20 protein-coding genes are annotated in these 21651 nt (G+C 41.1%); 12 read left to right on the plus strand and 8 right to left on the minus strand.

The window, feature by feature from the left end; genetic code table 11:
* The first annotated feature begins 33 nt into the window (after positions 1-33).
* Entirely contained in the window at positions 34-1140 is a 1107-nt protein-coding gene (locus tag EV579_RS16445; RefSeq protein ID WP_122631760.1) for a nitric oxide synthase oxygenase, read from the plus strand.
* Between the two features lie 309 nt (positions 1141-1449).
* On the opposite strand, the gene EV579_RS16450 is transcribed toward EV579_RS16445, so the two are convergent.
* Positions 1450-2859 carry an MFS transporter gene (locus tag EV579_RS16450; protein WP_133744860.1) on the minus strand — a complete coding sequence of 470 codons (1410 nt, stop codon included), beginning with the start codon at positions 2857-2859 and terminating at the stop codon, positions 1450-1452.
* Positions 2860-2976: 117 nt separating this feature from the next.
* Here EV579_RS16450 and EV579_RS16455 point away from each other — a divergent pair, with 117 nt between their 5' ends.
* Positions 2977-3864: a LysR family transcriptional regulator gene (locus tag EV579_RS16455; RefSeq protein ID WP_024426626.1), complete on the plus strand. Its 888-nt coding sequence runs from the start codon at positions 2977-2979 to the stop codon at positions 3862-3864.
* Between the two features lie 260 nt (positions 3865-4124).
* Here EV579_RS16455 and EV579_RS16460 read toward each other — a convergent pair whose 3' ends face one another.
* Entirely contained in the window at positions 4125-4397 is a 273-nt protein-coding gene (locus EV579_RS16460) for an acylphosphatase (protein ID WP_133744861.1), read from the minus strand.
* Positions 4398-4519: 122 nt separating this feature from the next.
* Between EV579_RS16460 and EV579_RS16465 the strand changes: the two genes are divergently transcribed.
* Entirely contained in the window at positions 4520-5170 is a 651-nt protein-coding gene (locus EV579_RS16465) for an MOSC domain-containing protein (RefSeq protein WP_133744862.1), read from the plus strand.
* A gap of 42 nt (positions 5171-5212) precedes the next feature.
* On the opposite strand, the gene EV579_RS16470 is transcribed toward EV579_RS16465, so the two are convergent.
* The 3 genes from EV579_RS16470 to map all read right to left on the minus strand — a co-directional run bounded on the left by EV579_RS16470 (position 5213) and on the right by map (position 6720).
* Positions 5213-5350, minus strand: coding sequence for a YflJ family protein (locus EV579_RS16470; protein ID WP_064497716.1), 138 nt, complete (start codon positions 5348-5350; stop codon positions 5213-5215).
* Positions 5351-5484: 134 nt separating this feature from the next.
* A complete protein-coding gene (locus EV579_RS19045) occupies positions 5485-5646 on the minus strand; it encodes a hypothetical protein (protein ID WP_087978305.1) in 162 nt (53 codons plus the stop codon).
* 324 nt (positions 5647-5970) lie between these two features.
* Complete coding sequence (gene map / locus EV579_RS16480) at positions 5971-6720, minus strand: type I methionyl aminopeptidase (RefSeq protein ID WP_024424611.1); 750 nt, start codon at positions 6718-6720, stop codon at positions 5971-5973.
* Between the two features lie 187 nt (positions 6721-6907).
* Here map and nagE point away from each other — a divergent pair, with 187 nt between their 5' ends.
* Positions 6908-8275, plus strand: coding sequence for an N-acetylglucosamine-specific PTS transporter subunit IIBC (gene nagE, locus EV579_RS16485; protein WP_042968202.1), 1368 nt, complete (start codon positions 6908-6910; stop codon positions 8273-8275).
* 18 nt (positions 8276-8293) lie between these two features.
* Here the strand turns inward: nagE and EV579_RS16490 are convergent, their stop codons facing one another.
* A complete protein-coding gene (locus tag EV579_RS16490) occupies positions 8294-9052 on the minus strand; it encodes a DUF817 domain-containing protein (protein WP_133744863.1) in 759 nt (252 codons plus the stop codon).
* 195 nt (positions 9053-9247) lie between these two features.
* On the opposite strand from EV579_RS16490, the gene EV579_RS16495 reads away from it, so the two are divergent.
* Entirely contained in the window at positions 9248-9751 is a 504-nt protein-coding gene (locus EV579_RS16495) for a DoxX family protein (protein WP_133744864.1), read from the plus strand.
* 44 nt (positions 9752-9795) lie between these two features.
* Here the strand turns inward: EV579_RS16495 and EV579_RS16500 are convergent, their stop codons facing one another.
* Both EV579_RS16500 and ltaS read right to left on the minus strand, forming a co-directional pair.
* Complete coding sequence (locus EV579_RS16500; protein WP_133744865.1) at positions 9796-10383, minus strand: YjgB family protein; 588 nt, start codon at positions 10381-10383, stop codon at positions 9796-9798.
* A 98-nt stretch (positions 10384-10481) separates the two neighbouring features.
* The gene (ltaS, locus tag EV579_RS16505) at positions 10482-12464 is read right to left on the minus strand and encodes a lipoteichoic acid synthase (protein ID WP_133744866.1); all 1983 of its coding nucleotides are present in this window, start codon (positions 12462-12464) and stop codon (positions 10482-10484) included.
* 579 nt (positions 12465-13043) lie between these two features.
* Between ltaS and EV579_RS16510 the strand changes: the two genes are divergently transcribed.
* The 7 genes from EV579_RS16510 (at position 13044) to EV579_RS16540 (ending at position 21596) form a co-directional block, all read left to right on the plus strand.
* Positions 13044-14702 (plus strand): pyridoxal phosphate-dependent decarboxylase family protein, encoded by a 1659-nt coding sequence (locus tag EV579_RS16510; RefSeq protein WP_044334637.1) that lies wholly within the window; start codon positions 13044-13046, stop codon positions 14700-14702.
* A gap of 31 nt (positions 14703-14733) precedes the next feature.
* Positions 14734-16458, plus strand: a complete 1725-nt coding sequence (locus tag EV579_RS16515) for a methyl-accepting chemotaxis protein (protein ID WP_133744867.1) — start codon at positions 14734-14736, stop codon at positions 16456-16458.
* A 179-nt stretch (positions 16459-16637) separates the two neighbouring features.
* Positions 16638-17027, plus strand: coding sequence for a DnaJ family domain-containing protein (locus EV579_RS16520; RefSeq protein WP_024425281.1), 390 nt, complete (start codon positions 16638-16640; stop codon positions 17025-17027).
* A gap of 163 nt (positions 17028-17190) precedes the next feature.
* A complete protein-coding gene (gene treP / locus EV579_RS16525; protein WP_122631765.1) occupies positions 17191-18627 on the plus strand; it encodes a PTS system trehalose-specific EIIBC component in 1437 nt (478 codons plus the stop codon).
* A 15-nt stretch (positions 18628-18642) separates the two neighbouring features.
* Positions 18643-20343 (plus strand): alpha,alpha-phosphotrehalase, encoded by a 1701-nt coding sequence (gene treC / locus EV579_RS16530; protein ID WP_133744868.1) that lies wholly within the window; start codon positions 18643-18645, stop codon positions 20341-20343.
* Positions 20344-20362: 19 nt separating this feature from the next.
* On the plus strand, positions 20363-21091 hold the full coding sequence (treR, locus tag EV579_RS16535) for a trehalose operon repressor (protein WP_133744869.1): 729 nt from the start codon (positions 20363-20365) through the stop codon (positions 21089-21091).
* A gap of 70 nt (positions 21092-21161) precedes the next feature.
* Positions 21162-21596 (plus strand): terpene synthase, encoded by a 435-nt coding sequence (locus EV579_RS16540; RefSeq protein WP_133744870.1) that lies wholly within the window; start codon positions 21162-21164, stop codon positions 21594-21596.
* Positions 21597-21651 lie beyond the last annotated feature (55 nt).

Genomic DNA, 21651 nt, shown 5'->3' on the forward strand with positions numbered 1-21651 from the left:
GGATATATTCGTATTAAAGTGAGGCGAGTATGTTTGAGTAATCAAGAAGCGTTGTGGAATGAAGCAGAAGCTTTTATTTCTGTATGCTATGAAGAATTAAACAAGTCAAATGAAGAGAAAGCAGCACGTCTGCATGAAATAAAAAAAGAAATTGAGTCTGAAGGAATTTATACGCATACACTAGAGGAATTAGCTCACGGGGCGAAAATGGCATGGCGCAACAGTAACCGCTGCATTGGCCGTTTGTTTTGGTCGACCCTGCAAGTGCATGACTGCCGGCATGTAAAGACAGAGGATGAGGTGAAGGAGGCGCTCTTTCATCATATTGAGTATGCGACAAATGGCGGGAAAATCAAACCGTCCATTACGATCTTTCCCCCAGAGAAAAACAGACAGAAGGAAGTCGTCATTTATAATCATCAGCTCGTTCGTTATGCAGGCTATGAAACGGAATACGGCATCATCGGCGACGAGGCATCTCTTGAATTAACAAAATTATGTGAAGCACATGGCTGGAAAGGGGAGGGCACACATTTTGATATTCTGCCTCTCATGTTTCAGCTTAAAGGTCAGCCGCCTGTTCTGTATGAGCTTCCGAAAGAAATCGTCCAAGAGGTAGAGATCACCCATCCTGAATATGATGGATTCCGTGATTTGGGACTAAAATGGTATGCGGTCCCGATTATTGCTGATATGAAATTAGAGATTGGCGGTATTCATTACAATGCTGCACCGTTTAATGGCTGGTATATGGGCACAGAAATTGGCGCACGCAACCTAGCGGATGAAAACCGCTACAATATGCTGAAAAAAGTCGCTTCTCTTTTAGGACTGGACACAACCAAGAATTCGTCCCTTTGGAAGGATAAAGCCATTGTCGAATTGAACGTGGCGGTTCTCCATTCTTATCGCGAAGCAGGGGTAACCATTGTCGATCACCATACAGCAGCACATCAATTCAAGCAGTTTGAAAAACAGGAAGAAAAGGCTGAACGCAAGCTGACCGGGGACTGGACATGGCTGATTCCGCCAGTATCACCAGCTGCTACCCACATCTTCCACAAGCATTACGACAATACCATTGTGAAACCAAACTATTTTTATCAGGACAAGCCCTATCACAGGACAGAAAAAGCTTAGCGAGAGTTATATGTAATTCCATAAAAAGATGGCTTTTATCATAATACACGTGTCCTCTCATATGATGTTGAACATTTAAATTGATTAAAACAAAAGGGATAGATATCTATCCCTTTTTATTTATTTATGATGACCACAAAAGATCTCTTCCTTACTACAACAATGGGCGAAAGTTTGCGCTCTCGCATTCCACTTCTGGATGACTTTCTCACCCTGAGGCTGTTTATCCTTTTGCATTCCCTGCCAAGTTTGATCCCATGAGGACCATTCCTTGATATTAACAGTTGTTATAACATTCAACTCCAATTTTTATTTTTTGTTTGAATTGCTTGTACTCGGTTCATCCAATTGCTCAGAATATCTGAGCCGCAGACTTATAAATACTAAGACCAATGCAATGACCGTTAGGAAAACCCCAAGCAATCGGAATCCTGTAAAGGTGAACGCACCTCCCATAATGATACCTGTCAACAGTGAAGATAAAATTGTTCCCAAGTATCTCGATGTATTAAATAGTCCAGATGATACACCAGCAATTTCTTTTGGAGAGCTTTTAAACAAAGCTGCCTGCATACCAACAGCGTTTAGCCCGTTGCTAAAACCGAATGCGGCTAACGCCAGGCACACACTGATGACTGGTGAACTTTGCGTCCATGTCACGATCCACACTGCCCCTACTACCATCAGTAATGAGGATACAATCAATGCAGGTCTGGGTCCTGATTTACCGACCCATTTCCCTGCTATTGGCGAAGCTATAATCGAGCTCAAGCCCAAGGTTAACATAAGAATCCCTGTCTGGAATTCACTGACATGACGTACCATTTGCAGGTATGACGGAATCCCAAAAAAGAGTGAATAATAAAGGAAGTTAACTAGCAAGTATTGTATATTGACCCAAGTCATCCCTGGATATTTGGCGAAGGTGCGTAAAGGAATAAATGGCGACACTGTTTTTAGCTCATGTCGTACGAATATTCCCACCGCAACGAGCCCGATTAGCACAACAACGATATTCCACATAGAGAAATGCCCAGATGATTTCGCTGTCAGCAAGCCAACTAGAAGGGCAATCAGAGCCACCACAAAGAGCAGAATTCCTGGCACATCAATCACACCCAGTAATTTTCGAAACGACATGTCACGTGAAACCGTTGCTGCTGGTCCATCATTAGGAATCATTTTCCAAGCTAATATAAAGCTCGCTACTACAAACGGGGTATTGACAATGAAGATCGCTGGCCAGTCCCACCATTGAATAAGTACTCCTCCGGCAAAAGGTCCTATAGCTGCCGCACCGGATAGGAAAATTGATAAACCTGCTAAAGCATCTGATTGCTTTTCTGTAATATGAATGCGTACTATAGCTGTTCCAACTGCAATCAGCATACTAGTTCCGATGGATTGTACGATTCTGAACACAATAAGCCATCCGAAATTTGGAGAAAATGGAGCCAGAATAGAAGAAACTAAGGATACAACAAGACCAGCCAGAAATATCTTCCTCCGGCCGAATAAATCACTAGTCTTCCCCATGACAGGTTGGGCGATAGCACTAGCGATATAAAATGAAAACACAATCCAGGAAACAGCAGTAAAATCAATGCTATACACATGTTGCAACCTAGCAATAGCAACAGAAATCATTGATGAATTTAAAGGGTTTAATAATATTCCTAGTCCAACGGATATCATTAACCATCTGCTACGAGAATTCATTTTTTCTCCCCCTTTAAATTTGTTATATTGATATCTTACTTGGAATTTTACATTCATTCCAACGCATTTAAAGTTATGATATCATTGACCAAAAGGAATGATTGGAGAGAAAATGAAATGGAACTCCTTCAACTACAATATTTTCTAGAGGTAGCTCGATTAGAGCATGTAACTGAAGCTGCACGAAGCCTCCACGTTACGCAATCGTCGCTAAGCAAAACGATTCAGCGTCTGGAAGAAGATTTAGGGGTGCCTTTATTTGATCGCACAGGCAGGAAACTGCGTTTAAATGAATTTGGCAACAAATTCATTCGTCGCGCGGAAAGGGCTTTGTTTGAGTTGGAACAGGGAAAACAGGAGATTAGCGATTTGTCTAGAGGAGAATCTGGCACACTAAAGCTTGCGGTAACCACAGCAAGCACTTTGCCTCAGATTATGCGAGAGTTTCGTAAAAAACGTCCTAATATCCAATTTCATGTGCAAATGCTGACCACACTGGAAATGGTCACGCTTTTACATCGAGGCGAAGTCGATTTTTGCTTGTCGTCCTCTCCTTTTCAAGGGGAAGACATCGAATGTCAAGTTGTCTTTGTTGATCCCATTCTTGTAGCAGTTCCTAATGGGCATCGACTGGCAGACCGAACTAGCGTATGTTTAACAGAACTTAAGGATGAATGCTTTGTCGGTATGAAAAGAGGATACGGCACTCGTGATTTAGTAGACTCTGTATGCAAATCGGCTGGAATTGACCTTAAATATGTGTATGAGGGCGATGAACCTACACGTTTGATCAGTCTTGTAGAAGCTGAAATTGGACTTGCCTTCATACCAAGCACAGCAAAAATATCATGGGGAAAGATTAAATATTTGCAAGTTGAGAATCATGAACTTGTACGTGATATCGCTTTATTATGGCATACAAGTCGATACATGACGCAAGCTTCATTGGAATTCCGCAAAGTAGTTCTAGACTATTTTGAGGCAATATCGAACCAGTCCAATTAATCTTATGCATGACTCGTACCGATTCGATGTTATAGAAGATCTAAGTCCCAACCAGCCTCAAACATATTTCTACAAGTAGGTGGTGAACAGTTTACTTGACGGAATCAATGTCCCACTCCTCCGTACGTTCTACCCTGGCTACTGATAGATTAAATCTAAATAAAAAAAGTTCAACCAGAAAATTCTGGCTGAACTATATAATACGAAAGCTCCGTCTAACTATCATGAATAGGAATAATGTTTACATATAGCTAGGTTTTTTATGACCGTATTCGAAAATCCTGATAATGAGCAAGCTCGGTGAGCGGCTCCATTTGCATGTCGGTGACTTTTGAAAAAGGACTTCCTTTTTGGACAGTCTCTAAGAAATCAATCACTTTCTGCTGCTCACCCTCTACCTTTAACTCGACATGACCTTCATCTGTGTTGCGTACCCAGCCTTTCATTCCACGATTGACGGCTTCTCCCTGAACAAAATAACGGAAGCCGACTCCTTGCACACGTCCTTTTACAATGGCGTGATAATGAATCATGGTCATCTCTCCTTTTTTCACATCGTACCATAGCCTGCATCTGATCTTCACACATCGACTATGATTTGATTGTCAAACGATGTAAAATAAAGGCCAGTAGACAACCAAAGGAGATGGCCATCGTGGGACAAAAGAGATACGACATAGAAGGAATCCAAGTGGGACAACCTATCATTACATATGCGAATGGAAAAGAAATCAAAACAGCCATCAACAAAAGGCGCATTCATGAGCCTGTGTATTTAAGTCAGGTCAATTTTGAAGGAGATGGTCAGGGGGATTTGGTTCATCATGGGGGTTATGATAAAGCCGTCTGTGTCTTTCCGTATGATCATTATGCTCACTTTGAACAATTTTTAAGGGTACCATTACAGGAAGCTGCCTTTGGCGAGAATGTAACAGTGCGCCAGCTAGTCGAAACGAATGTGCATATTGGCGATGTGTTTCAGCTTGGAGATGCATTTGTTGAGGTGAGCCAGCCAAGACAGCCTTGTGTGAAATTGTCTCTTAAGCATGGCAACATGAAGCTTGTAAAGGAAGTGCAAAAAACAGGGTATACAGGCTTTTATTTACGTGTATTGAAAGAAGGCATGGTGCCGCCTGATGCATCGCTTGTACTAGTAGAAAAAGCGTCCCATCACATTACGGTCCATGAGGTCAACGAAGTCAAATATCGTCAAACAAGTCCAGAGAGACTGAAAGCTGTTCTTGAAGTAGATGCTTTAGCAGATGTGGTGAGGAAGTCTTTAGAAAAACGCATTCAGCACATTTAAAAAAAGCCGTACATTATCTTAAGATGTACGGCTTTTCAGCGTTTATGAGCTGCGTTTCTTTTGCTCAAGAAGATTTGCAAGGAAATATGTTTTTAAGCTTTGAAGCTTTCTTCCTTCATGCTTAGTCACACCAAGCTTCTTTAATTCTTCGACATACCAGCCTTTGCTACCATAATGCATGATAGAAAACTCCTTTCAATTGAAACTGCCTGCATTGTAACATCTCAAAAAAGGACGTGAAAAGCGTGCAGGTGTCAAGAAATGAAAACTGATTCTATCTGCCTATGATCCATGTATATGCTGGAAATATTGATTTATGAATTTGGCGGGTTGAGGGTAACGAGGATCATGCCGACCGTCATAATCATGATGACAACACCAAGATAGGTCATCATGGATTGTTTTTTCTTAATCCCTACAACCGTTAAGATAATACTTTCGATGAAAAAGATAACACCTATGATGATGAACCACATATCAAATAAGACCCCTTTCACATATCTTTGCCTATTTTACCACAGGCTTTTTTGTTTAGTCGTGACAGATTCGTGAAACGGGCATGAAAAAATCCCCTCTCAGTGAAGGAGGGGATACAGCGTGTAGACAAACCCTCGCATTCGTTGTCAGGTCTGCGCTCCGGTGCTCACGAATGTCAAATTCGCTCTGCTCCGCTGCTCGTCCTTCCTAGACTGCAAAGGTTTTCTATCACGCTGAAAAGAAGACAAAGGGCTAAAATCAACATCATTTTAGCCCTTTGTCAACAATCTGATTCCCCACCTGTGAAGGAGGGGATAGCTGGCTTACAGCTTTGTTAAAATAATCGGTTCGTCTTTAGTGATCACAATCGTATGTTCAATCTGTGCGACTAGACTTTTATCTGGTGTTTTAAATGTCCAGCCATCATCAGCCTGATAAATCGATTCAGCATTTGTTGAAATGAAAGGTTCAAAGGCAATGACTGTGCCATTTTTAAACAAAGCATTATCGAATGGATCATAGTAGTTCAAGATATGGTTAGGTGCTTCATGCAGATTCTTCCCAATGCCGTGTCCTGTCAGGTTTTTAATGACGGTAAATCCTTGTTCTTTCGCTGTATTGTAGACCGCACGGCCAATTTGGTTTTGTCTTTTACCGGCTTTTGCATGTTTTAATCCTTCAAGGAACGCATCTTCCGCACACTTACATAATGCTTCAAGACGAGCATCACCTGTACCTAAAACGAATGAAATGCCCGTATCGGAATAATAGCCGTCCAGTTCTGCTGAGATATCAATGTTCACGAGGTCGCCCTCTTGTAAAATGGTTTTTTCACTTGGGATACCGTGTGCAACTTCATCGTTCACGCTGATACAAGTGGTACCAGGGAAGTCATATTCCTTTTCAGGTGCTGAATTGGCACCGTGCTCTTCTAATATTTTTTTCCCAATCAAATCTAATTCTTTTGTAGACATGCCTGGTTTCGCTTGGCTTTTCATTTCTTCTCTTGCCAAAGCGACAATTCGGCCGACTTTTTTTAAGGCTTCTAACTCATGATCATGTTTGACAATCACTGTTCATTCCCGCTTTCTATATCTTCATTCTATTCAATAGCTTACCACATTTTACGCAAAAAGAGTAAAGAGCGGAATTCAAATGGATGTGGACAAATTGGTATAGATAACTAGACGTGCATATGATATATTTTTTATGAACATCATGAATGCTTTGGTCATGATGATGACAAAGGGGGGAAATCAGATGGTGTTTCAGTTTTTTCAAAAGCTAGGAAAATCATTTATGCTTCCAATCGCTGTACTTCCAGCAGCAGGGATTATTTTGGCCATTGGGCGGGAGGATGTATTCAATATCCCGTTTATTCATGCGGCAGGGAATGCAATTTTTGCGAACTTGGCTTTAATTTTTGCAATGGGTGTAGCGATTGGTATTTCAAAGGATGGGAACGGGGCAGCGGCATTATCAGGAGCGATCTCTTATTTTATTTTGTCAGCCGGTACAACGTCGATTAACTCAACCAACAATATGGGTGTATTGGGCGGTATTTTATGCGGGCTTTTGGCAGGTTATGTTTACAATAAATTTAAGGATACGAAACTGCCGGAATACTTAGGTTTCTTTAGCGGAAGGCGGCTTGTGCCTATAATGACCGCACTTTTCACCATTCTATTAGCAGCCGTTTTCGGATATGTATGGCCGCCGATTCAAAGTGTAATCAATGATTTAGGAGAATGGATTTTAAGCCTTGGTGCAACAGGTGCAGGGCTGTTTGGTTTCTTTAACCGATTGCTCATTCCATTAGGACTTCACCATGTCTTGAATAACTTATTTTGGTTTCAATTCGGTGAATTCAGCGGGGCAACAGGGGATTTAGCGCGATTCTTTAAAGGAGATCCAAGTGCAGGTGTCTTTATGACTGGATTCTTCCCAGTGATGATGTTTGGTCTGCCAGCGGCATGTCTAGCCATGGTTGTAACTGCAAAACCTGAGAAACGAAAAGCAACAGCTGGTCTGATGATTGGGATGGCACTTACATCATTTATAACAGGGATCACTGAACCAATTGAATTTTCTTTTATGTTTTTATCACCACTTTTATATGGTGTCCATGCTATTTTGACGGGGCTTTCGCTTTTTATTGTGAACACTCTTGGGATTCATAGCGGCTTTGCCTTTTCAGCAGGTGCGATTGATTACGTCTTAAGCTTCGGTATTGCGCAAAAACCGATCTTGCTTCTTGTAGTAGGAATCATTTATGGCGTCGTGTACTTTGTCGTTTTCTATTTCCTCATTAAACTATTAAAGCTGAAAACACCAGGCAGGGAAGATGATGACATGGAAGATATCGCAACGGATGATGCGGTGACGGCAGGTGGGGCGAGTATGCTCGTAGAGGGGCTTGGCGGCAAAGACAATATCACCAACATTGATCATTGTGCCACACGTCTTCGCTTAACAGTAGAGGATACTAATTTATTAAATGAAGGTACATTAAAAAAAGCAGGTGCCAAAGGGGTGCTGACTTCTGGAAAAACATCCGTACAAATTATTATTGGAACGAATGTAGAATTTGTCGCAGATGATCTCCGTAAGGAAGTCGATCGAGATTAAAAAAAACGTTCAGCCAGGTCAAATGGGCTGAACGTTTTTTTGTTTACGCTGTTCGATCACTAACACAATACTGATCACAACGAGTAAGAACCATGAGCTAATTTTCCCTAGATGAACAATGGACCAAGCATGCTGCTGATTTGGATATTGCCATGCGCCTAAAAAGGTGGTGACATTTTCGGCAATCCAAATAAAAAAGCCAATCAGGAGAAATGAAACAATAAGCGGCATTCGAAAGGAAGATGGACCAACCTGAAACGAAACCGATGTTTTCCGAAACACAACAACAAGCAGACATGTCAGCCACCATCTGACATCATAAAGCCAGTGATGCGTAAAGAAATTGAGATAAATGCACAAACTGATGCCAATTGAAAGAAATGGATGAGGCCAGTCGGCCACTTTTACATGAAGTCGTGAAAATGCCTGATAAATATAACTAGCCACACTCGCATACATAAAGCCGCTATAAAGTGGAACCCCAAATATTTTTGTATAAGCTTCTTCTGGGTAGGACCAAGAGCCCATATGTACTTTATACACTTCTAAACAGATTCCTATGAGATGAAATAGACAAATGACCTTTAGCTCCGCCCAAGTCTCCAGCCGCAGCGTCAGCATCAGGATCTGAGCCGTGAGGCAAAGTAGCAGAATGAAATCATACCGGTGAAGAAAAGTAATAGACACCGTCTTTGATAGGGCAAGCGCCGCAAAGATCATGACGGGGAATAGACATGAGATGGCCTGTAAATAAGCAAAATGAAATAGTGTTTTCATACAATATTAAACCCCTTTTTACGGTCTGAAATGACTTAGACGGTTTCAGCAAGGGAAAAGTTTACCTCAATTAGATATTCATGAACAATTTGTGAATATATATGTGAAAAAGATCACAAATTAGATATAGCATAGTATAATAAGATCATAAAGAAAATGTGAAATATTTCACATAATTTAAAAGGAGGCATCATCATGTTTACAAAATTCTTACAAACGAATGTATGGGCAGCCGTTATCCTTTTGGCAGCAAGACTTTATATCGGATGGACTTGGCTGACATCTGGTATTGGAAAACTAACAGGTGGATTTGATGCATCAGGCTATTTGCAATTTGCGATATCTGAACCTGTCGTCAAAGATGGTCATCTTGTGTATCCGTTCTATGTATGGTTTTTAGAAAATGTCGCTTTGCCAAATGCCGGACTATTCAGTGCCATGGTCATGTGGGGAGAAATCTTAGTAGGCCTAGGATTAATTGTCGGATTATTTACAACAACGTCAGCCTTTTTTGGAAGCGTGATGAATGTCTCTTTCTTACTAGCTGGAACCGTCTCTGTGAACCCGCTGCTTCTTCTGATCGCAGTCTTCATCATGGCAGCGAAAGGAAATGCCGGAAAACTTGGTCTTGATTATGTAGCAGGTCCAGTCCTCAAACGAAAACTGAAAAGAAAGCCGCAGTTAGAAGTGGCATCATAATAAAAGAAAAGCATCCAGAGCATGTGCTCAGGATGCTTTTTTATTTAAGAATTGGCTTTTATCAAGTTGATATGCAGCACGGTGAGTTCATGCTGGCTAATATCAGGATCATGTCCAACGATAAATTCGAGCTCATAATCACCGGTACGATACACATATTTTTTCTCTTTTGTCTGCGGGATGGTGCTCACTGAATCCGCTGGTCCAAGCTGTTTCTTTAGTAACGAAGGGGTCATACCGCCAATATTCGTTTCTTTTTCTACATTTGTACCGAAATAACGGATTTCATCAATTTTGCCTTTTGCATCATAGTGAAAAGCAAATCCGGGATTCCCCATTTCCGCATGATACAAATCAAAGCTGCTTTGACCTGTTTCTGGATATGGATTTCCGAGCTGATGATGAACGTCTTTTTTGGTTTGAACGCCTATTTTCAATCCTTTAGCATAGTAGGGCATTTGTCCTTTATGTGCCAGCTCATAAATGCTGGTAAGCGCGGCTTTTGGACCTTGAGGAACAGATTGTTCTGCTGCCGGTTTGGTCATGGCGTGTGCTGAGACAGCAGGGCTGAAACCGAAAAGGGCAGACGAAGCAAGTGAGGCAGTCACGACAAAAGCTGCTGTTTTCTTCATGATAAATCCCTCCTTCTTCTCCTATACCCGGAGTAATCATGATCAAACGTAAAAAGAACCAGCTGATCAAGGATCGGCTGGTTCTTAGCATGAGAACGTTATTTTGGAGAAGAGCTGGATTCATCTTTGGCGGAAGAGGAATCCTTTTCATCCTGTACTTTCTTTGTATAGTCATAATCATTGCGGTCAATCGGTGTAAAGCCTTTAGGCTTGTAGAAACGGAGTAAATCTTCGGTGACAATCTTATCAGATGTCTCCAGCATCTTTTTCACCGTTTCATTTTCTTGGGATGCCTTGTCAGTTGGCTCGATTTTCTCGCCTGTTTTGTTGCTGTAATAGTTATTGCCTACTTTCGTGTAGTCCTTAGACACGAAGTCACCGTTTCTAAATGGCACAAGCTCTTTAAAGTTCTTCGATAAGATATCAGAACCAGACATTAAATAGTTCTTCGTATCATCGCCAAGCAGGTGCAGAAGGGTTGGTGCGACATCGACTTCACCAGAGTATTTATGAATCTGTCCGCCTTTTACGCCAGGAACATGGATAAAGAGCGGCACACGCATGAGCTGCGCATTTTCATAATCTCCAATTTTTTGTCCTGTCACTTTTTCCATCGCTTCATTATGGTTTTCAGAAATACCGTAATGATCTCCGTACATAATGACGACTGTGTTGTCATAGAGACCTGACTTTTTCAAATCGTTGAAGAACTGTTCAATCGCTTCATCTAAATAATGAGCCGATTGGAAGTAGTTATCGACGACAGAGTCACCGAAATCACCAGGCTCGAAATCAGTATCACCTTCATCCATTCCAAATGGGAAATGGTTCGATAAGGTAATGAATTTCGAATAAAACGGCTGCTTCATGTTTTTAAGGATTGGCATCGATTCTTTGAAGAACGGTTTGTCTTTCAGTCCATAGTTCTTCGTATCCTGCTCGTTCATATCGTAGTACTCAGAATCGTAAAATCTGTCATATCCAAAGGATTTAAACATTTCATTACGGTTCCAGAAGGTTTTCGTATTGCCATGAAATTCTGCTGACGTATATTGATCCTTCTTCAAAATACCAGGAAGTGCTTGATATGTGTTTTGCGCTTTGTTAATAAAAACAGAGCCCTGTGATAATGGGAATAACCCAGTATCCATCATAAATTCAGCATCAGACGTTTTTCCCTGTCCTGTTTGATGGAAGAAGTTATCAAAGTAAAACGTTTTGTTGTCGTGTGCCAATGAATTAAGGAATGGCGTTACTTCTTTTCCATTCACCTTATAATCAATGACAAAGTTTTGCAGAGATTCAAGAGAAATTGTAATGACGTTCATGCCTTTCGCTTTCCCGTAATAAGCAGGGTTAGGATCAGCGCTGTTCGCTTTTAAATAGTTCTCTACATCTGTCACGTCATTTGAATTTGCCAGAGCACGCTGGCTGTTTGATTTCACATTTTGAATGGCATCAAACACAGTAAAGTTATAAGCACCTAAATATTTAACTAAATAATTGCGGTCGAACGATCTTGATAAAAGCTCTGGACGATCGATCTCTGCAGCAACTAAGTTTAAAACAAAGATCACAACAGAGGACACAAGGACGAGTCTAAACGATTTTGACTTTTGAACAGGTACAGTGGCTGTACTTGTTTGCTGCTGCCTTTTCATGCGGACTGCAAGTACAATCAAAATGATTGTATCAATAAAGTAAAACACATCAGTCCAACGCATGAGTGAAAATGCACTATCACCTAATTGTCCGCCATTCGTTCCTGCCTGCATCACTGTAGGCAGCGTGATAAAGTCATTGAAGAATCGATAGTACACGATGTTTGCGTATAGTAAAAAAGACATGAAAAAGTGAATCACAATGATAGCGGCAGGCTGCCATTTTTTCTTGAACAATAAAGCAAAGCCAAGAAAGAACAAGCTGGAGCTAATAGGATTCACGAAAAGCAAAATATGCTGAAGCAAATTTGATATACCAAGTTTAAATTCGATTAAATACGCTGAATACGTTTTGAGCCATAGTAAGATGGCTGCAATCAGAAAGAAGCCGAGACCTCTTTTTTGAATAAATGTTTTCATATAAACACTCCTTTTCTCCGTTAAACGGAAGAGGCGGAACGAAAGAAAACGAACCATTAGAATATACCACGAAATGCACAAATAGAAAAGTCATAACCAGTGAAGAGCCTTTGCAAGCCTGTCCGAGCAATAAAAGGAGAGGAAATGAAAATATTCGCCCATCGAAAAACTTTTTATGAAAATTGACCTATTATTGACAGAAAATTCAGCAATTTTCCAGTTGCTATATCAATAAAACAGGTAAAAAGATACAAGTCTAAAGAATTAATTTAATTTCTACAATGGTCATTTAGAGAGTATTTCCATTGTTTATTAATGTTTATGCAGGTTAAACAAAAAAAATGAGCCATGTAATAGAATAAGACGATGGATAAAAATTCCTCCTATACAATATATCAATATATTTTTGTGTTTCGTGAACATAATGGTTTTCATGTGTTTTTTAAGGGTTTCATTTATTTTAATAAGTGAACAAATTATCTAAATATACTTAAGTGAACATATCGAGACTATAAACTTCTGAATTGGGGTCGATATAGACAGTGACAGGAAATCTTCCATTGAAAGGATTGATAGTATATGACTGTACGAGCAGAGAACCTCGTTCAGAACTGGTTTCCGAGTGAGGATGGAAATGCAGGAGAGCGTAAAGAACTCATCAAATTGATGGAGCAGATCATTTCAGGGGTCGATGACCTGAAAGATCCCAACCGTGCACACCTTAAAGGTGAAAAGAATCGTGGGGAGGATTTTTACAAAAAGCTCACTGAAACAAGTCAAATTCCGATGAACGGCCAGCAAGCGGAACTTGTGAATGAAGAATTACTGAAGCTTTTACATAACCATCCATACCACACCAAGTATTTCTTCACGAACATTTTGCCAATGGCAAGTACACCAGGAATTTTAGGCATGCTGACAGCTATGCTGGTAAACGGAAACAACCTTTGGGATGTTTATGGACCAGCAGGTGCGGAAGCTGAGGTCAGAGTGGTCTCAATGATGTCTAAGCTCATCGGATATGATCCAAATATGAGCGGGGGATATACAACATGGGGAGGTCAAGGAGCGATTTTTTCAGGACTTCGTTTAGCGATCGCAAAAGCTGCGCCGGAGTCACTGCGAAAAGGAGTTCCACAAAATCTTTATGCGTTTTGTTCTGATGCTGCACATTACAGCTTATTTAAGTCAATGGAAGCAACAGGACTAGGCACAAACAACTTAATCAGAATTAAGACGAATAAAGATCATTCAATGGATATGGAAGATTTGCGTTGTCAAATGGAACGTGTTGCACAGGGTGGCGGAATTCCCGTTTATATTGTGGCAACAACCGGAACAACAGATGCCATTGCAATTGATGATGTCAAAGGGGTACGTGAAACAGCAGAAGCGATTGCTGAAAAGTATGATCTGAAGGTGCCGCATATTCATGCAGATTCGGCGCTGGGTGGATTCTTTGCTTTCTTTAATGAGTATGATGTATCAGAAAACCCGCTGCAATTCTCAGTCGGTGTTCTTCGTATGCTAAAAGAAATCAAAGCGAAATTCCAGCATCTTTCTCTTGCAGACTCGATGTGCTTTGATTTTCAAAAGCTCGGCCAAACACCTTACACATCCAGTTTATTCTTAGTGAAAAACGCTGCTGACTTAAAGCGTTTGGACCTGGAGGAACAAGAGACACCATATGTTGGCCATAGAGGCTACGGTGAATACCATACGGGTTATACACTTGAGTGTTCAAGAATGGGAAGCTCAATCAGCATGCTGAGTGTGCTCTTAACGTTTGGGGTTGAAGGCTATCAGCGCTTGCTCGGTCAATTCTTAGAAGTGAACCTTGCCTTCAGAGAAGCACTTAGCCGAGAAATTCCGCAAGCAGAAGTCGTGAATGATGACAACGTCGGAATGGCTACATTATTTAGAATTTACCTAGACGGCTCACCGCGTTTTCAAGAAGAGATTTCTGGCGAAGCGACTTCAATGGAAATTGAGCGAAACAATGAATTGAACAAAATGCTGTTTGAAAAACTTGGAGAGAAAAGAGATGAGATGTTCTTTGGCGATACAACGAAGTTTTTACTTGTCAACTCAAAAGAAGGTCAAGAATTCTATCTAAGTGTTAGTAAGTTTTTTGTCATCTCACCTTATACGTTACCAGAGCATATCCCTCATATCGTATCTTATTTAAAAGATGTGATTGCATCTGTTTGTGGTCAATTTGAAAATGTACATGCTTAAATCAAATCTGAGAGTGGAGATGTAGGAAAAAATGGCGAAACAAAGGAAATTTGGAGGATACACGATATCCTCTAAAATCATGTCAGTCGTTACCGTAACATTACTCGCAACCGTAGCATTATTCGTTCTAACCTTTTATCTAGTGAGCCAGGATTTATCATCCCAGTTATTAAAGCAATTTGATTATCGATTAACAACAGATATTGATACCGCCAAAAAAGAAATCGATAACATCGATGGAAACGTACTCAGCATTAGCGGGAAGGATGATCCTATTTATGCTGAGATCAAAACGAAATTCGCAGAGCTTCAAAAAGATCATACGCTTGAGAACTTATACGTGTTATCTAATAAAGGCGGCAAAGAAAGAATTATTATACTAACCGGTGAAGAAAATGACTTTGATCAAGATTATGCTTTTTCAGAAGAGATGAAACAAGCGCTCTCTGAAGATAAAATGGTCAAAAGTGATATTTACAAAGATTCATTTGGTACACATAAATCAGTCTTTTTGCCAATTAAGGATTCAGGCGGTGAGCTGACAGGGATTTTAGGCATTGATTTAGATGCGTCTGTCGTGCCTCAAACAACGCAGAAGTTGATGATCTATATCACAGTGGCATCTGCCATTGTGCTTATCGGTGGATTGCTCTTCTCATACTTCATGGGAAGAAGAATTGCAAAACCAGCACGTTCCTTGATGGAATCAGCGAATCGAATTGCTGACGGTGATTTAACTGGTATGGTAGAGGTTGAAAGTAAAGATGAGATCGGCCAGCTTGCCGCATCCTTCCAAAAGATGCAGGGACGGATTAAAGAGCTCATTTCGAAAATCTCAAACTCATCTAGTGAAGTGTCGAAAATGTCTTCACAGCTTCGTACGGTGACGACCGAATCAAGTCAAAGTGCGCAGCAAGTATCAGAAGCTATGACGAATATGAGTGAAGGAATCAATGATTCTGTCGCAAATATCACGGATTGTACGACATCCGTTGCAGAGATCGATACTCAAATCGAAGGCGTCACAAAAGAAGTCGACGAAATGAAATCTGTTTCATCTGACGTACAAAAGCAATCAGAATCTGGTCAAAAATTAGTGAACCATGTGCTTGATCATCTGAATATGCTACATGACAAGATGACCAACTCAAAGCAGGCAGCAGAAGAATTACAATCTCATTCAACGGAGATTGAAAGTGTCATCTCAATTATTACGGACATTTCAGCCCAAACGAATCTGCTTGCACTGAATGCTTCAATTGAAGCGGCACGTGTTGGAGAAGAAGGAAAAGGGTTTGCTGTTGTGGCAGATGAGGTGCGCAAGTTAGCTGAGCAATCAGCGGATGCGGCTAAAACCGTTTCAGACCTTGTCATCGGCACACAGGAAAACAGTCAGCGCGTTCTTGAAAGTGTAGAGGAAAGTAGTAAAGCAGTGGAAGAAGGACGTGAGCAAATGGAAGGCACGTCACAAAATTTCGCTTTGATTTACGACGGTGTATCTCAGTTTTCAAGAAGAACGAACAATTTGCTTGCTTCTATTAAGCAAGTTGAGCAAGCATATCAAACGATTTCTACATCGATTGAGCAAATTTCTGTTGTATCGGAAGAACATGCAGCCAGCTCTCAAGAAGTGGCGGCAGCAACAGAACAGCAAAGTGCTGGTATGCAGCAAATTTCAAGTGCGATTGAACAGCTCTCTGACATGTCAGAGGACTTAGCACAAATGGTCTCAACCTTCAAAGTCGACAATAAATAACGAGAAAGGGCTAAAATATTTTAGCCCTTTTTCTCTTTTCAGCGAAGAAGGGACGAGCACCTGAGCGCAGGATAGACACCGAATGCGAGGGGGTGTCTAGATGCTGAAGCTGACTCTTGTGAGAGAGCCAGCTTTTTTGCTATGCTTAATCAAATACTTCCGGCGAAAGGAGAAACGCTATGGATTTTGCGCAGAGATTATCAGAAGAACGGATCAAAAAAGCGATGGATAACGGGGCTTTTGAAGGATTATCTGGCTTTGGGAAACCTCTGCCAAAAGATGATGCTGCTCATGTACCAGAAGAACTTAGAATGGGCTACCGCATCATGAAAAATGCCGGATTTGCTGGGGAAGAAACAGCGCTGAAAAAAGAACTCATGACTGTCAAAGAATTACTTCAATCAAGCATAGATGGAGAAGAAAGAAAGAAACTGTCTCTTATCTGTGAAGAAAAACAAAAACGTCTGGATGAACTTACATCTAAGCGCCAAACTTTTGCCCGCCCAGCCTCCTCCTTTTACAAAAATAAGGTCTACGAGAAATTAACGGAGCATAAAAAAAGAGGATGACACGCTGCCTCTCCCTGAGCACATTGAGGGAGCTTTTTTATGTAAGCGCTACATTTTGTTGTTGACTACATGTATATACAAATATAAAATATAAAGTAACATGTATATACAAGTTTTTTGGTTCTTTTTTCTTATATAAAAAAACGATCTCGGAGGGGATAGTATGGCTGATTATCAGGCAGCAGCAGATCAGATTGTGAAAGCCATCGGCGGCAAAGAAAATATTGATCAAGCGACACATTGTGTAACAAGGCTGCGCTTTGTGCTGAAAGATGAAGGCAAGGTGGATGAGAAAGCACTTGAACAAATTGATGAAGTGAAGGGATCTTTCTCAGCGAACGGTCAATACCAAGTGGTTATCGGCCAAGGGGTCGTCAATCGAGTATATGCCGAAATGGTCAAAAGGACGGGGATTGGGGAAGCCACAAAAGAAGACGTCAAGCGTGCCTCTGATCAAAAATTAAATCCATTGCAGCGTGCTGTGAAAACGCTTGCGGATATCTTTATACCGATTCTTCCTGCCATCGTCACAGCCGGTTTATTAATGGGGATTAATAATATTTTAACAGCTCCTGATATTTTCTTCGATCAAAAATCGATTGTGGATGTGTATCCGGCATGGGCTGATTTAGCGAATATGATCAACTTAATTGCAGGAACTGCCTTCACCTTCCTGCCAGCATTAATTGGCTGGTCAGCTGTGAAGCGGTTTGGGGGAAATCCGCTTTTAGGGATGGTCCTTGGACTGATGCTTGTACACCCGGACTTGTTAAACGCATGGGGCTATGGAGCGGCTGAGAAGACCGGTGACATTCCTGTTTGGAATTTGTTTGGACTTGAAGTGCAGAAGGTAGGCTATCAAGGACAGGTTCTTCCGATACTCGTCGCCTCCTATTTACTTGCAAAGCTCGAATTATTTATCACAAAACGGACACCTGAAAGTATTCAGCTGTTAGTTGTTGCACCGATTACGTTATTAGTCATTGGATTTTTATCATTTATCGTCATTGGACCTGTTACCTTTGCAATCGGTAATGTTTTAACATCTGGACTTGTAGCCGTCTTCCAGCAATTCGCAGCACTTGGCGGTCTATTATACGGCGGACTGTATGCAGCATTAGTCATTACAGGAATGCACCATACGTTCCTTGCTGTGGATATTCAATTGATTAACTCAAAGCTGCACGGCACGTTCCTATGGCCAATGCTTGCACTGTCCAATATCGCACAAGGATCAGCTGCACTGGCAATGATGTTTGTCTTAAAAGATGAAAAGCAAAAAGGACTTTCGCTGACATCAAGTATTTCTGCTTATTTAGGAATTACCGAACCGGCGATGTTTGGGGTCAACCTGCGTTATCGATTCCCATTTATTTTTGCACTGATCAGCTCAGGATTAGCCGGTATGTTTATCGCCTCTCAAGGGGTGCTGGCAAGCTCAGTTGGTGTTGGAGGCATTCCAGGAATCTTCTCCATTATCCCGAAATATTGGGGGGCATTTGCAATTGGAATGGTGATTGTACTCATCCTTCCATTCATCGGTACTCTTTTATATGCAAAACTAAAAAAGAAGAAGGATTTTTCAGAAGAACTTAACTAGTGGTGGTGAAGGAAATTGAATCAGCAATCAAATGAACCATGGTGGAAAAAAGCGGTGGTCTATCAAATTTATCCGAAGAGCTTTTTAGATACAACGGGCTCTGGTACAGGGGATATCAATGGCGTGACGAAAAAGCTTGATTACATTAAAGAGCTTGGGGCGGATTGTATTTGGCTCACGCCAATGTATGAGTCCCCGCAGCATGACAACGGCTATGATATTAGTAATTATACAAAAATCCACGACATGTACGGCACAATGACAGATTTTGAACGCATGCTGAAGGAAGCGCATGAGAGAGGAATACGAGTCATCATGGATCTAGCCGTTAACCATACATCCATTTTCCATGAGTGGTTTCAAGCCTCGCGTGAGTCAAAGGATAATCCTTACCGAGATTATTATATTTGGAAGGAGCCAAAAGCGGACGGATCTCCGCCGAATGATTGGCAGTCGAAATTTGGCGGCCCAGCCTGGGAATTAGACGAAGTAACAGGAGATTATTATCTTCATTTATATGATGTCACTCAGGCGGATCTCAATTGGGAGAAGGATGAGGTGCGCGGGCAAGTATATGACATCATGCACTTTTGGTTTGAAAAAGGAATTGATGGGTTCAGGCTGGATGTCATCAACAACATCTCAAAGGATCAGCGCTTCTTAGATGACGCCGGACAATCTGTGCAAGGCGACGGCCGCATGTACTATACGGATGGGCCGAGAATTCATGAATTTCTGCATGAAATGAACCAGGAGGTTTTTTCGAAATACGATAGCATGACAGTTGGAGAAATGTCTTCAACGAATATCGCAGACTGCATTCGGTATACAAGACCTGATCGGCAGGAGCTGGATATGACGTTCAATTTCCATCATTTAAAGGTGGATTATCCAAACGGTGAAAAATGGGCGATCGCACCATTTGATTTTCAAGAATTAAAGTCGATTCTGTCTGAATGGCAGACGAAAATGCATGAGGGCGGCGGCTGGAATGCGCTGTTCTGGTGCAATCATGATCAGCCGCGTATCGTCTCAAGGTATGGTGATGATGACACGTATCATCAGCAATCAGCGAAGATGCTGGCGACCACGATTCATCTGATGCAGGGGACTCCTTATATTTATCAAGGTGAGGAAATTGGCATGAAGAATCCTCGCTTTGAGGACATTTCGTCTTACCGTGATATCGAATCACTCAATATGTACGAAGTCATGCTTGAAAAGGGAAAATCAAAGGAAGAAGCACTCGCCATTTTACAGGTCAAGTCAAGAGATAATGCGAGAACACCAATGCAGTGGACCTCAGAGAAGAATGCAGGTTTCTCAACAGGAACACCTTGGATTGAGCCAGCCCATAACGACATTTCGGTCGAAGCTGCGTTAAAAGACCGGACGTCCATTTTCTATCATTACCAAGCCCTTTGCAGACTGCGTAAAGAACTTGATGTGATCACATATGGCAGCTTCTCCTTACTTTTAGCAGAAGATCCAAAGATTTTTGCTTATGTTAGAGAAAGCAAGGATGAGAAGCTCCTCGTGATCAATCACTTTTATCCAGGGGAGGCGGACTTTACGCTTCCTGATGAGCTTGTACAGGCTGTAGATGAGATGGAGGGGCAAGTCCTGTTATCCAATTATGAGGATGTGCCGGCACATATCAAGGGATTTACGTTGCGCCCATATGAGTCAATCGTTTATCATTTAACCAAACGCTAGAAAATGGGGCGGAGGGAAAATGAAAGAGAATAAGTTTCGAGTGATTTATGATCAGCTCGCAAGACGAATTGAGCAAGGTGAATGGCAGGATAAAGGCATTCTCCCATCAGAACATGAACTTTCTATCATGTACGACACGTCCCGGGAGACGGTGAGAAAGGCATTAAATATTCTTGTACAAAATGGCTATATTCAAAAAATCCGCGGAAAAGGCTCTGTATTGCTGAATCGGGAGAAAATGCAGTTCCCTGTATCGGGTCTTGTCAGCTTTAAAGAGCTTTCCCAAACGCTTGGCCGAAAGACAGTCACAACGGTTCATGAATTTGGCTTAATTAAAGCGGACCAGTATATTCAGTCTCAGCTGAAAATTGATGAACAGACAGACGTCTGGAAAGTCATTCGATCTCGTAATATTAGCGGGGAAGAAGTGATTTTAGACAAGGACTACTTCTTGCAAAAGCATGTTGAAGTCTTGACTAAAGACATATGCGAAGGATCAATCTACGAGTATATTGAGGGAGAACTCGGTGTATCAATCAGCTATGCTCAAAAGGAATTTGTGGTAGAGCCATGTACAGAAGAGGATGCGAAGTACCTTGATTTAAAGGGATTTGACCATGTCGTCGTGGTAAAGAATTATGTGTTCTTAGAGGATACGAGTCTATTTCAATACACAGAAAGCCGTCACCGATTAGACCGCTTCAGATTCGTCGATTTTGCTAGAAGAGAAAAAACGGACAGAGCATAGGCTCTGTCCGTTTCAATTTTTGGAGAAGCGGGGATATACAACGACAAGATCATGATTGATAGGAGGAAAAATGATTAGACTGAATCGACCACTAAAATTACGGGATTTAGAAATTTTTAGCGTGATGAAAAATCATCGAATATTATGTTACGTGATTATTGAAGATACTCGAAAACCGTTTACGGAAGAAGATCGAAAACTAGAGCCATTATGTTATATGGATGAAGAAGATATACAAGCGATTTTGAATGTGTTTCATATTTCAATTATTAATGATGAAAAGTTAAGTGAAGAGGATTTAACTCTTGTAGAGGATTATTTTGCTGATTTTGTGAATAATACGAACTTAACGAATTTTATTATAAGAGATTATGTTCAAGAGGATTTATATGCCATCGATGATGAAGATGATATCACGTTCTTCAATAGAATGCTGCGTCATATAGGATCAGATAATGTGAAAGAATTTGATAAGCGCAATTGGATTTATTTATCCCAAGATTGAGATGAAAAGAAGACAAAGGGCTAAAATCAAGATCATTTTAGCCCTTTGTCAACAA

This window comes from Bacillus sp. BK450 (genome assembly GCF_004364885.1).
In the GTDB taxonomy this organism is placed as follows: domain Bacteria; phylum Bacillota; class Bacilli; order Bacillales; family Bacillaceae; genus Bacillus; species Bacillus safensis.